At 74.5% G+C, this 12,345-nt stretch carries 12 protein-coding genes; 7 read left to right on the top strand and 5 right to left on the bottom strand.

Features of this window, described 5'->3' with window-relative positions:
• Positions 1-138 precede the first annotated feature (138 nt).
• Positions 139-585 (bottom strand): anthrone oxygenase family protein, encoded by a 447-nt coding sequence (locus ACFVU9_RS44320; RefSeq protein ID WP_380445194.1) that lies wholly within the window; start codon positions 583-585, stop codon positions 139-141.
• Between the two features lie 91 nt (positions 586-676).
• Here ACFVU9_RS44320 and ACFVU9_RS44315 point away from each other — a divergent pair, with 91 nt between their 5' ends.
• Complete coding sequence (locus ACFVU9_RS44315; RefSeq protein ID WP_387603562.1) at positions 677-1,297, top strand: TetR/AcrR family transcriptional regulator; 621 nt, start codon at positions 677-679, stop codon at positions 1,295-1,297.
• A gap of 853 nt (positions 1,298-2,150) precedes the next feature.
• Here ACFVU9_RS44315 and ACFVU9_RS44310 read toward each other — a convergent pair.
• Positions 2,151-2,465 carry a hypothetical protein gene (locus ACFVU9_RS44310; protein WP_387603559.1) on the bottom strand — a complete coding sequence of 105 codons (315 nt, stop codon included), beginning with the start codon at positions 2,463-2,465 and terminating at the stop codon, positions 2,151-2,153.
• A gap of 283 nt (positions 2,466-2,748) precedes the next feature.
• The gene (locus tag ACFVU9_RS44305; protein ID WP_387603556.1) at positions 2,749-3,426 is read right to left on the bottom strand and encodes a hypothetical protein; all 678 of its coding nucleotides are present in this window, start codon (positions 3,424-3,426) and stop codon (positions 2,749-2,751) included.
• Positions 3,427-4,066: 640 nt separating this feature from the next.
• Between ACFVU9_RS44305 and ACFVU9_RS44300 the strand changes: the two genes are divergently transcribed.
• From ACFVU9_RS44300 to ACFVU9_RS44275, 6 genes are all read left to right on the top strand, one after another.
• Positions 4,067-4,513, top strand: coding sequence for a hypothetical protein (locus ACFVU9_RS44300; protein WP_387603553.1), 447 nt, complete (start codon positions 4,067-4,069; stop codon positions 4,511-4,513).
• A 223-nt stretch (positions 4,514-4,736) separates the two neighbouring features.
• Positions 4,737-5,192: a hypothetical protein gene (locus ACFVU9_RS44295; protein WP_387603550.1), complete on the top strand. Its 456-nt coding sequence runs from the start codon at positions 4,737-4,739 to the stop codon at positions 5,190-5,192.
• Positions 5,193-6,139: 947 nt separating this feature from the next.
• A complete protein-coding gene (locus tag ACFVU9_RS44290) occupies positions 6,140-7,501 on the top strand; it encodes a Tim44-like domain-containing protein (protein ID WP_387603548.1) in 1,362 nt (453 codons plus the stop codon).
• Positions 7,502-8,844: 1,343 nt separating this feature from the next.
• On the top strand, positions 8,845-9,336 hold the full coding sequence (locus ACFVU9_RS44285) for a hypothetical protein (protein ID WP_387603545.1): 492 nt from the start codon (positions 8,845-8,847) through the stop codon (positions 9,334-9,336).
• Between the two features lie 235 nt (positions 9,337-9,571).
• A complete protein-coding gene (locus ACFVU9_RS44280) occupies positions 9,572-10,546 on the top strand; it encodes an ISL3 family transposase (RefSeq protein ID WP_387603542.1) in 975 nt (324 codons plus the stop codon).
• A 172-nt stretch (positions 10,547-10,718) separates the two neighbouring features.
• The gene (locus ACFVU9_RS44275) at positions 10,719-11,150 is read left to right on the top strand and encodes a transposase (RefSeq protein WP_387603565.1); all 432 of its coding nucleotides are present in this window, start codon (positions 10,719-10,721) and stop codon (positions 11,148-11,150) included.
• Positions 11,151-11,188: 38 nt separating this feature from the next.
• On the opposite strand, the gene ACFVU9_RS44270 is transcribed toward ACFVU9_RS44275, so the two are convergent.
• Positions 11,189-11,707 (bottom strand): hypothetical protein, encoded by a 519-nt coding sequence (locus tag ACFVU9_RS44270; RefSeq protein WP_387603540.1) that lies wholly within the window; start codon positions 11,705-11,707, stop codon positions 11,189-11,191.
• 15 nt (positions 11,708-11,722) lie between these two features.
• On the bottom strand, positions 11,723-11,932 hold the full coding sequence (locus tag ACFVU9_RS44265) for a hypothetical protein (RefSeq protein ID WP_387603537.1): 210 nt from the start codon (positions 11,930-11,932) through the stop codon (positions 11,723-11,725).
• Positions 11,933-12,345 lie beyond the last annotated feature (413 nt).

The raw sequence follows: 12,345 nt of genomic DNA, 5'->3' as shown, positions 1-12,345 counted from the left end.
GCCCCGCACTGCCCCCCGGCTCCGCCCCCGGGGGGCCGCCCTGCCGGGCCTGCCCCGCGCGCTCCGGCGTCCCGGGCCGAAGGCCCCGCCCGGACCGGAGCCGGGAGCCGCTCGCCGCTCGCCGCTCGTCGCGCGGGCTCAGGGGCGGGCGGCGGCCAGCAGGGCGAAGGCGGCGATGATCACCGCGACGCGGCCGTAGTGGTAGCGCTCCCAGCGCTTCATCTGCTCCTTCCAGTCCGCGGGCCGGTTCTCGGGGGTCCACGTCTTGCCCCGGTTGTTGATCGGGACGAGCAGCAGGACCGACATGAGCACGCTGACGACCAGCAGGGCGCCCGCGGTGACGACGAGAGCGGCGCCGTGGCGGTGCCATCCGGCAACCGCCCACAGCACGACCAGGACGAGCGAGGCGATGTACCAGAAGGGCATCACCGCGCCGAGCATCCGCCCGCCGTGCGCACGGCCGAGCTGGCCGCCGTCACCGGGAAGCGCGTCGAAGATCCGGTTCACGAAGAAGGCGACGCAGAACTCCACCCCCACCATCACCCCGACAACCACGGTGGTGAAGACCTCCAGTGCGCTGAGCATGATGACCCCTCCAGGCATCTAGTGCTGCTAGCCGATGAGGCAACGCTAGTACTACTGCCGCTCGATTGTCTAGCGATGCTAGGGTCGGGTCATGTCGGTCACGCCGGTCCAGGAACGCAAGCAGCGCGAACGGGCGCAGCGCGAGCGCCTCATCGTGGCGGCGGCCCGTGAACTCGCCGAGCGCCAGGGCTGGGAGGCGGTGACCACCCGGCGCCTGGCCGAGCGCATCGGCTACAGCCAGCCCGTCCTGTACGGGCACTTCCGCGGCAAGCGGGAGATCATCGGCGCGGTCGCCCTGGAGGGCGCCGCCGAGCTGGCCGCGACGGTGCGGGCCGCGGCCGCCGCCACCGCGTCCGCCGGCAGCGCGTCCGCCGGCAGCGCGGGCGGGCCGCGGGAGCGGGCCGGTGCCGTGGCCCGGGCCTACCTCGGCTTCGCCGCGGGCAACCCGGCGCTCTACGACGCCCTGTTCCACCTCGACGCGGGCCTGGCCTTCGCGCGCGAGGACACCCCCGGGCCGCTGAAGGACGCCTTCACCGCACTGCTGGACAGCCTCGGCGAGGCGGCCGGCGACGGCACCCACCCGGCGCTGTTCACCGAGGTGTTCTGGGCCGCCCTGCACGGACTGGCCACCCTCGCCCGGGCCGCACGCCTGCCACCCGGGGACACCGCGCGCAGGACACAGCTGCTGGTGGAACGGCTCACCGCCATCTGACACCCCGCCCGGCCCGGCACCCCATCACGGCCGCCGCACCGCCCCGGGGCCCCGGCCCCCGCCGCCTGCGCTCGCCCACGCCCGCACCCGCACGCCGCGACACCCGCCGACCACGACCCGCTGCCCGCACCGCAGGTGACACCCCGCCCGCCGGCCCGCCCGCGCACAACAGGCACCACCACACCCCGTTGCCCGCACCACAGGTGACACCCCGCCCGCCGGCCCGGGGCCACGGCGCAGCGGTACGGCCCTCACCCCGCGATTCGGGGCCCCGGGCACCGCGTCCCGGGCGGGCCCCCGCCCGGGACGCCGGCACCCGTCGATCACGCCCCGGTACGCGCCCCGGCCCCGCCCGCCTACCCTGCTGCCGTGCCCCGGCACAGGCACACCGCCGAAACCGCGCCCCCGCACCGCAGGTGACACCGCGCCCGCCGGCCCGCCCGGGGCCGCGGCGCAGCGGTACTGCCCTCACCCGCGCACCCGGCGCCCCGCGGTCCGGGGCCCGGACCCCACCGCTGGCCGCCTGCGGCTCACCCACGCCCGCACCGCACGCCGCGACACCCCCCGATCACGACCCCGACCCGTCCGCGTACCCGGCCGCCGTGCCCGTGCCCCGGCACGGGCACACCGCCGAAACCGCGCCCCCGTACCGCAGGTGACACCGCGCCCGCCGGCCCGCCCGGGGCCGCGGCGCGGTCGTGCGGCCCCGCCCGCGCACCCGGCCCCGGCCGGCCTGCTCCTCTGGCGGCACCCGGTTTCCCGGCCGGGGGGGCGGGCGACGCGCCGTCGCCACTCCCCCGCGCCGCGACCCGCCGCGGCCCGCCGGGAGCAGCCGGGTGGCCGCGCGGCGTGTTCACTGCGCGGGCGGCCAGGGCACCAGGGCCGGGCGGGCGGGGTCCGGGTTCGCGTCCGGGCTGCGCAGCGTCAGCTGGCGCCGGCGGCTTCGGGGTGTCCAGCCGTGGCGCACCAGCGCCTCCCGGATCAGGCCGGCCACCAGTCCCGGCGCGATCACCACGCCGTGCTCCACCCACACCACCAGGCGCTGCCCGTCACCCTGCGCGTGCGCCACCACGACGGCCAGCCCCGGCTCGTCGTCGGGTGCCACCGTCCAGCGGTAACGGTCCCCGCCGACGACGATCACCCGCGAGCCCTTCCCCGCCAGCGCCACCCGCACCACTCCCCCTTTTTCCGGACACCCCGCCCCATCATCCCGGCCCCGGGACTCATCCCGGCCCCGGGCCCCGGTGGGGCGGCCCCGGGCATGCTGCACACCAGACCCGGCTCCCGTCACCGCAACCAGCGCAACCAGCGAAGCCGCGGAACTCGGCAGGCCGTCAGGCCTCCGACTCCCCTGCTCCCGGGTGCCCGGCTCGTTGGCCCGTGACGTGAGCAGGAAGGCTCGGCGGGCGGGGCTCGCGGGGCCACTCGTGCGCTGGTGTCCTGCCCTGCGGCTACGCGGCGAGAGCCCCGGCCACCTTCTCGAAGTCCGAAGGGTCGAGATTCCCCCTGCTCACCGTGGCAGTGCGCACGGACCGCTGCCGTGCCACGTGCTCGTACGTGGCGAGTTCGGGCACGGCCCTGTGCCAGTCGGCTGTACAGCGGCCCATCACGATCACGGCCTTGCGCTCGATCGCCTGCCGAACGAGGCCGAACGCGAACGGCTGTGACGGCAAGGCTTTCGGCAGACGCCGCCATCGCCTGGAGTGGTAGCCGTGCAGCTGTACGGCGAGCACGCGATGGGCGAGCTCGTCGTAGGAGTGGCCGAGCGACAGCAGGTCCTTGAGTTTTCTGCGCCACCAGGTGCTTCCGGGATGGCCGCCGGCGTCGTGTGTCAGGAAGTGGTGTGGGGTGCCGGCCGGTGATGCGGCATTCGCCAGTGACCTCTCGGTCACTCCGGGACGGGCGTAGGCGGCGGGGTCGTCGTCGTCCCTGCCGGGATTCGCCAGCAGTACGACCAAAGGTGCGTCATGCGGGCCGAGGAACGGCTCCGGCGGAAGGGAGAGGTCCAGGCCGTAACGCGGCTTGTGGTGCTCGCGCAACGCGTCGTTGAAGGCGAGGAGGTACGGCAGGTCTTCAGGGAACGCGTACGGCTGCCGGGGACCCAGACGTTCCCACGGATTCTGCAACATCGGATCATCCTACCGAGCGGACATCAGGCCATCGTCCAGCCCCAGTGGCCGTGCGGGCGGGGAGATCCACCGAGCAGATTCGGCCGGCCCCGGAGCACCGGGGGAAAACCCAAAGAGCGTCATCACCACAGGTCGGCCGGGCACAGCCACGGGACGTGACGGGACGGGACGGGACGCGGGACAATGCGCGGGACCCGGCATGATCCACACCGAGCCCCGTTCCCGCCACCGCAGCCACCAAAACCGTCGCGGCCGCGGAGGGCATGACAGATCGTCAGGCCTCCTCCCCGAAACGGCCCGGGGCCGACCGGCCCCGGGCAACACCACCCGCCCACCGCCACCGGTGACAGACCCTGACGATGCTCTGCGAGTTCTGCTCTGCCCGGGAACTGCGTGAAGGGTCCCGGAGTCACCCGACCCGGTCACCGTCCGTCCGCAGCCGGGAAGCCCTGCCCCCGGGGCCCAGGCCGTGCACTCGGCGGCGCTCCTGCCCGGAACAGGGGGCAAGCCCGCTACGCCCGCGTGCGGGCCGGCGGCACACGGGGCGACAGCGGCCACGATCCGTGCCCCGGCAGGAAAAGCACCCGCCCCACAGGCCACCGGCCGCCTATCATCGGCTCCGTGATGCCACCGAGAGCCGATGCCGCGTAGGTCCCCGCGCCCGGTGCGCGCCGGCCCGGCCGGCCGTCAGGGGCACGGCCCGGTCGGCACACTGCTGATCACGGCCTGCCCCGGGCCGCCCACGTGCAGCGCCGTGCACACGTATCTCTTCGTCGACGGCCTCGACCTGATCGCGCGCACCCACGACGGCGCCACCGGCGGCCATCCGGGCCGGCTGCTCAGACCCGCGGGCCCCCTCTACCCGACCGATCAAGCCCGGCAGGTACACGTCGCGACGCACGGTCAGGGCCCCGACGCCGCCCCGGCCGTCGGCATCCGCATCCGGCTCCGGGGCCGGACGGTGGTGTGGGACGGCCTGATGTACCCGGACGCCCGGGACCGCATCATCGAGGAAGTCCGCTTCGACGCGGCCCAGTACCTGACCGAGATCGAACGGGCCTACACGCGATGGGGCCGCGGCACATAGAAGCCGACGAGGCCTGGAGCCCGTGACCGCCCCCGACGGCCCCACCGCCCTCCTGCGACCCGGCACCGGCCGACCCCGCCCCCGCCCCCGTGTACCAGCCGCCGCCACCCGGCCGCACCGACGCCCGCCCGCAACCGCCCCCGGCCGGACAATCCCCTCCCGCCCGCGCCCGGACGGAAGGGATGACGGCCCCCCAGGCGCCGACACCCAGGAGCCGCCCCGCATGCACACGCCCGCCCACTACCGCGACCTGGCGCGCGCCTGCGACGACGGCCGCGTCCTGCACCGGCTCGCCCGCTGCCCCTACCCCTTCGTCTGGCACGAGCTCGCTGCCAACCCCAACACCCCGCCCGCGGCCCTGCTGGAACTGGCCGCGGCCCGCCACAGCCCCTGGAACGACAACCGGCTCCTTCACCTGCTGGCCGGGCACCCCGCGGCGGACCGCACCGTCCTGCACGCCGTCCTGGACGCCACCGCGGCCAAACTCACGCAAGGCCGGCGGCCCTACGCCGCCGCCGCAGCCCTGGCCGGGCGCAGCGAACTCGAAGCGGACGAAGTCCGCAGGCTCGGCGCCCTGCCCGGTGCGTCCGCCCGCCTGCGCACCCTGCTCCACCGGCGCCTCGCCGCCCGCGGCGAGACACCCCCGCCCGCCCCGGCCCAGGCGTCCCCGGGACCCTGACGACGCCGGCACCCCGCCGGACCGGGCGCGTCAGGCCCCGCGTGCCCGGTCCCGCGCCCGGCCCCATGCCTGGCCCGGAGCCTTCACCGGCCCGGCCCGGCCCCCGAGGCCCGGGGAACGAAGACCGGGATCACCGGGCCGGTCTTCCCCCGCTGTCCGGCGCACGGCGGACACCCGGCAACCACCCACCGCCACCACCAGCAGGCCCGCTCCCGCCCCGCCCCCGGCCCGGTGGCCTCACGGGCCGTCATGCCCGGGTGCCCGGGGCCGTCCTGGAGAGAGCCGGGTGCGGATCGGGCTTCGGACCGCAGTACCGGGGCGGATGACGCGGGAACCGCCCTGCGAGGCCACCGCCGCCCACCGCGCCGCATGCTCTGCCCCGCATCGGCACGATCCTGCGGATCCGGCCGCTCTTCGCACCGCGCACCGTGACGGTGGCCGACGGCAGGCGCACTCGACGGGCGCACCACCCGCCCGCCCGGCCGGCGCCTTGCGCCCGAGCACCCTGCGCAGCCCTCAGGGCCCCGCCGCGGCCGTGTGCCCGGCCCCGGAGGCCGGGCACACGGTCGCAAAGAGCCCCGGCGTCCCCGGCGTACGTCCCCGCAACCCGGTGACGACCGGCGATCCCGGACAGGAACCCGCCTCAAAGACCCCGGCCTCGGCCCACGACCAGCCCACGGCGAGCCGACGACCAGCCCACGACCGACCCACGACCGGCCCACGGCCGGCCCGCGGCCAGCGGCCCCGGCGTTCGGGGCGGGCACGGGAGCCCGGACGTCATGCAGGCCCGAGGCCCCCGCCCCGGAAGGCCCGCCCCAGGAGACCCGCCGGCCCGCCCCGGAAGACCCGCCGCCCCCCTGCCGGACCGCCCGCCGCCCGCCACACCTCCCGGACACCCCCGGCTTGTAGGCTTGCCGGAACATCTCGGTTCGTTGAGGGAGGGCCCGGTGCGCGTCCGCCGGTGGATATGCGTGCTCGCGGGAGCCGTCGCGCTGAGCAGCCCGACGGCCGCCTACGCCCGCGGCGGGGGCGGCGGCCACGGCTTCGGCGGCGGCCACGGCAGCAGCGGGGGCAGCGGCGGCGGGGGCGGCCACGGCAGCGGCTTCCACGGGTCGGGCGGCGGCGGTTTCGGCACCGGCTTCGGAACCGGCTTCGGGGCCGGCGGCGGGGGCGGCGGGATCGTCACCCTGCTGGTGATCGTGGCCGTGATCCTGCTGATCCTGTGGCTGTGGTCCCGGCGCCGCAAGGCAAAGCTCGCGGACGGCCTGAACACCGTCTCCGACCGCACCGCCCACCGCGCCGACGCGCAGGCGCGCGAACGCGCCGCCCACGTCTCGGCCCGCGTGGACGCCATCGCCGACACCGATGCGACCTTCGATCGCGCCGCGCTCGAACAGCGCGCCGTGTGGCTGTACGAGAGCGCCCAGCGCGCCTGGACCGGGCACGACCTCGCCACGCTGCAGCGGATCCTGTCCCCGGTGCTGTACGGCAAGTGGGCCGAGGAACTGCGGGACTACGCCGCGCGTGGCGAGGTCAACGTCGTGGAGATCGTCGCCGGCCCGGTCGTCGAGCTGGTCGACGTCGCCAACCGCGCGGGCGAGGTGAACGACACCGTCACCTTCCGGATCACCGCGACCCTCCACGACTACGTGCGGCGCGCCGACGGCGGGCAGGGCGTGCGCAAGGACGGCTCGACCCGCCCGGTCGAGTACTGGACCCTGCGCAAGAACGCGGCCGGCGAGTGGATCGTGTCGTCGCTGGAACAGGCCGCCGAAGGCGCCCACCACCTGAGCGCCGCCATCGAGACGGACGGCTGGGACCAGAAGGACGTCGCCCGCCAGGCCGTGCTCGAAGTCGCCGGCAAGACCTCGGTCACCGGGGCCGGCGACATCCTGTCGCTCACCAACATCTCGTGGACCACCGACGCCGACACCGCCGCCGGCGACCTGAGCGTCCTGGACGCCCGCTTCGACAGGGCGGTCCTGGAAGTCGCCGTCGAACGGTTCCTCGAGGAATGGGTCATGAACGACGGCAGCCTCGACTTCACCCCCGTACGCACCGCCCGCCGCACCGTCCTGCGCCAGGCCGACATCACATCCGTCAAGATCACCTCGCTCCTGTCCCGCACCCCCATCGTCTTCCGCCTCACGGTCGACGCCCAGGGCGTCTACTACGAAGTCGACCGCCGCAGCGAACAGGTCCTGCACGGCGACCCGCACCAGCGCAGGCCCATCACCTTCACCTTCGACCTGCGCCTGGACGACACCCCGCCCGGGACATGGACCGTCACCGCCACCACCACGCAGTAACCCCGGACCCCGCACCCCGCACCCGCACCCGCGCCCGCGCCCACGCCCGCGTCCCGCCCTCCCCGCAGGCGCGGCCCGCACCCGCACCACAGGCACCCAACGCCCGCATCCCGCCCTCCCCGGCCAGGACCCCCGCCACGGCGGCGCACGGCCCGGCCGCCGTGGCGGCGGACCGGGAACCGCGCCGGCCCACCCCTTCCGCCAGGCCGGGCCCGGGCCTACCCGCGAGAGCGGGCCCGGCACAGCCGGGGCCCGGGCACCCCCCACAGCCGGCACGCCGCCCTCGCCGCGCACAGCAGCGGGTCACGGTCCCCTTTCCGTTCCGGGGGCGACACACTGCCCGCGGCCTGGCGGACCACCCCGGCGGCAGGCCGCGCAACGGCGAGCGGGCCGGCTCCCGCGCCGAGGAGCTCTCCGGCATCCGGCCACGACGGATCCCTACGAAGCGCGGCCAAGCGCCGCCCCCACGGACAACGGCCCCAGGCCCAGGGGCCTTGCGCGGACGACGCAAGGGCCCCGCCGCTGCGGCCGGGACCAGGACCGGGGCGGCCCGGGCCGTGTCCGACACCCCCGGGCGCAGGAAAGCCGGGACCGACACGGCCGTCCGCGTCCCGGCCACGGAAACGGCCGCGGGCCCGCCCCACCGCGCCCTCGGGGCGTCGTCGGCGGGATGGACGGGGCTGTGGCCCGACGCGTGTGACACGGCCGCGCCGAGTACCGGCCGGGCTTCTCGGGCAGCACGCGGAACCGCCCGAAAAACGAGCCGCGGCCCGGACGGCCGGGACGACGGTTCACAGCGGCGCAAGCGATCGCGCCCCGGTCGAAGGAGCCGTTGTCCGCCTCGACCGCAGGCATCGCGGTGCCGTGCCGGTGACCGGTCCGCAGTCCCCGCTCGCGGCCGGCCGACGGGAAGTCACCCGGCTGATTTTGTCGGGCTATATGAGCGCCACTGCTTCGGTGTGAACGGGAGCCGGGTCCAGGCCGTTCGTGGCGGTGGTGTACTCGCCCGGGACGGGTGCTCTTCGGTCAGTTCGGGAGCCACTTCGGCGGGCATGGGAGCCATTGGCCGGGTGACCGGGCGGGTCTGGGCGGAGTGTCCGAGAAGACCGGGTCAGCGTCGTCGATAACGTGTGGTCGCGGGCCCGGGTTGCCTCCCTGACAAGTCGAGGCCAAGGCCCGCCCCATGCGAAACGAGAGCACTGCGACAGCATGCCGTGATCGAGCTCGTTGGGTTCCTCGGAGTGCCTGACGCACTGGTCCAGCTGGCTGTCGCGTGGCGTACCCGGCCGTCCCCCGTCTCCGGCACCGCTGTAGCGTTGTCCGCAGACGATCAGGGGGGTTCAGTGACGAGGTCCTTGCATTTCAGCTGGGAACTGAGCGGCTCCGGCTGGGCGAGGTGCAGGATCTGGGACGGCTCGACGAAGCACCAGGACAGCGTCAGCTACTGTACGAACGCGCTCGCCGACTTGCTGAAAGGCGTGTCGGGCCTTTACGGCCCCCATGGCATCCAGCGGTTCTCGTTCGATCTCGAACCGGCAGAGGCGCGGTGGATTCTTCGTCGCCAAAACAGTGACGTGCACATCACGATCCGTCGCTTCCCGGACATGTCGGCCAGCTTCGACGTACCGGACGGGAAGGGCACCCTCGTGTGGACGTCCACACGTCCTCGCACCTCCCTGGCGCATGCGGTCGCGATGGCTGCCGAGAAGGTGCGGCGAACCCACGGCGAGGACGGCTACCTCCGGAAGTGGCAGCTGCACGCCTTCCCCACCGCCGAACTGCAAACCCTTCGGCACCTGCACCTGGCAGCGGATGACTGCGCTCTCCAGCACTGAACCAACGGCGCCTCACGGCGCAGACAAAGCTGAGCCAGAACCGCTTCTGGTTCTGGCCCAGGTTGTGCGCCAGTGACGGTCCGTGACGGATCACCGGCTCTTGCCGGCCTCGTAGATCGACTGAAAGTCGTTGGCTCGGGTCCCGGGTGGCTGACAGTCGGCGACCGTGACGCAATCGTGGTCCCTGTTCCAGGAGTTGCTGTTCCCGTCAGTGCCGGAGGTGGCACTTGTCCGGGTGGAGGCGATCGGCTCCGTGGTGCGGGTGGAGGAACGGTCGACCGCCGACGACGCCAACTGCCCCGACTGCGGCGTTTGGTCGAGTCGCGTGCACGGCTCCTGCCTGAGGTTCCCTGCCGACCTGCCGAGCGCGGGACGGCGGGTCGTGCCCGCGCTGCGGGTACGACGGTTCGCCTGTCCGGATCGGTCGTGTCCGCGGCGGACGTCCGTCGAGCAGATCCAGGGCCTGACGCGCCGGCACGGGCAGAGCACCGAGCGGCTGCGCTCGGCGGTCACCGCGATCGGGCCGGCGCTCGCCGGCCGGGCCGGTGAACGGTTGGTCCGGCTGCCGGGGCTGCGTGGGAGCCGCAGCACGCTGCCGCGGCGGGTGATGGAGATACCGGACCTGCCCGTCGGTGCCCCGGCCGCGATCGGGGCGGACGGCTTCGCCCTGCGTCGCGGCCACGTCCACGGCACCGTGATCACCGACGCCGTCACCCACCGGGTCCTTGACCTCCTCCCGGACCGCGACGCGGCCACCCCCGGCCCGTGGCCGGCCGACCATCCACAGGTCGAGGTGATCTGCCGCGACCGCGCCAGCGCCTACGCGGAGGCCGCCGACACGGCAGCACCCCAGGCGCGGCAGATCGCCGACCGCTACCACCTGTGGCACAACCTCACCCAGGCCGTCGAACGCACCGTGCTCGACCACCGCGCCTGCCTGCACAGCCTGCCCCTGATCGAGCCGGAGCCCGAACCGCAACGGGGAGACGCCACTCCCCACCGACAGCGGCACCGACATCGAGGAGGAGGCCGAGAAGCCGACCGACCCCGCCGCACGCATGGCGGACCGACGCACCGCCCACCACGCCCGGGTGCATCAGCCGCTGGAGTGCGGCATGAGCATGCGCGAGGTCGCCCGCCACCTCGGCCAAAGCCGCAACACCGTCCGCCGCTACGCGCACGCCGCACGCCGCACGCCGGCAGGACATGATGAAGGACCGGCGCCCCGGCCGGGCACGCTCGACCCGTTCAAGCCCTGCCTGGCCCAGCGGTGGGACGAGACGGGCGGGAGGATCACCATTCGCGTGCTGTTCAAGGAGATCACCGCACGGGGCTACCGGGGCGGGCGGACGCTCCTCGCCCAGTGAAAGCGCCAGGCCCTCATCGCCCCGGACAACCCACCGCCCCCGCCACCGCCCCCGCCATCCTCGATCCGGCAGGTCACCGGCTGGCTGACCCGCCACCGCGCCGGGCTCACCGCAGACGAAGAAGTCCAGCGCAAGGCGCTTCTCGCGCACTGCCACGAACTGGACACAGCCGCCGGCCGGGTCACCTCCTTCGCCGAAATGCTCACCCGCCTCGAAGGCGAACGCCTCACCGACTGGATCACCGAGGCCATGACCCCGGGCCCGCCCGGGATCAGCACCCTCGCCGCCGGCCTGAACAGCGACTACGACGCCGTCCACGCCGCACTGACCACCGCGTGGAACTCCGGTCCCCTCGAAGGCACCGTCAACCGGACCAAGATGCTGAAGCGACAAATGTCCGGGCGTGCCGGCTTCGCCCTCCTACCCAGGCGAGTGCTCCCCGCCTGACCGTCCGCAGCGAAGGACCAGGGCCCCGCCGGTCGTCCTCAGAAAGGTGGCTCGTCTGCGCAGCCGCCGGTCGACGGGCTGGGCTCGCAGGCGCACACATCCTCGGAGGTCTCCAGGCCGGTCGTGTCGTGGCCCCGTGCCTTCAGGGTGTGGAGTGCGTTGCTGCGGTCGTGGCGACTGGTGCTGGTCACGAGGAGATGGCGGGCGCGGCCGGCCAGCTCGCTACGGTGCCGGGTGAGTTCAGGGTGTTCGGCCAAGGAGACGGCCGCAACCAGGACGGCATCGCGCACGGCCGTGCTCTCGCGGTCCAAGAAACGGGCGACGGCGTCGTGGAACAGCGGTCGCAGATCGCGGAAGGCGCGCATGTACGGATCTTCGTCGAGCGACCAACCGTGGCGCTCGCCAATGGCGACGCACTCGTCGCCGGCGTCGTAGGCGAGGGACCCGAGCCAGTCCAGGAGCGCCGCACGTGCGGCGTACGGGGCGCGTTCCCCGACCCCGGGGTGAATCGTGTCGCCGGCAGGACGAGCAAGGATCGCGGCGACGTACACGGCCACGGGCACGGTGGCCTCCTAGAGGCTGTTCTGATGCCGCACCGGCTCCAGCTCGTCGAGCGCGACACCTCGAACTCTCGGATCCGGGACGACAAGTCCGGCCAGGACAGCGGACAGGAACTCCCCTCCCGTCAAGCGGGCGGTGCCGAGCAAGGCCCAGTCGGTGGTGCGCAGCATCGCCTGGGGATCCGGGAGTTCAGTGACACCGAGGTAATCGCTGATCGTCACCCGCCGAGGCTACGGGACCCCTCCGACACCGAGCCTTATGTAGCCCACTCGGCCCGATGCTCAGCGGGCCGAGACCGGAACTTCTTGCCGTCCTGCAGTACCTGTCGGTCCTGGCGCCTACGGATCGTGACCAGCTCACGGAACAAGCCGGGCCAGAAACCACTTCACCCCGGCGGACCACCCCGCCACGCACCGCCCGGCAGCACGCGGGCCCCCTCCCACACCAGAGCGTGCCCCGGCCTCCGGTCACAGCGGACCCGCATACCCGGGCCGCACCAGCGGGAGCGGGCGGACGCCGGCAGGGACGGGCCGCACCAGCGGGAGCGGGCGGACGCCGGCAGGGACGGGCCGCACCAGCGGGAGCGGGCGGACGCCGGCAGGGACGGGCCGCACCAGCGGGAGCGGGCGGACGC

The sequence above is a fragment of the Kitasatospora sp. NPDC057936 genome (genome assembly GCF_042887525.1).
Lineage (GTDB): Bacteria > Actinomycetota > Actinomycetes > Streptomycetales > Streptomycetaceae > Kitasatospora.
Note: the sequence above shows the minus strand (reverse complement) of the source record. Positions and strands in the feature narration are given on the sequence as shown.

Excerpts from the sequence above, each read along its gene's own strand:
- ACFVU9_RS44315 (WP_387603562.1), top strand. The coding sequence starts at position 677 with ATGTCGGTCACGCCGGTCCAGGAACGCAAGCAGCGCGAACGGGCGCAG.
- ACFVU9_RS44320 (WP_380445194.1), bottom strand. The coding sequence starts at position 585 with ATGCTCAGCGCACTGGAGGTCTTCACCACCGTGGTTGTCGGGGTGATG.
- ACFVU9_RS44305 (WP_387603556.1), bottom strand. The coding sequence starts at position 3,426 with ATGTTGCAGAATCCGTGGGAACGTCTGGGTCCCCGGCAGCCGTACGCG.
- ACFVU9_RS44295 (WP_387603550.1), top strand. The coding sequence starts at position 4,737 with ATGCACACGCCCGCCCACTACCGCGACCTGGCGCGCGCCTGCGACGAC.
- ACFVU9_RS44300 (WP_387603553.1), top strand. The coding sequence starts at position 4,067 with ATGCCGCGTAGGTCCCCGCGCCCGGTGCGCGCCGGCCCGGCCGGCCGT.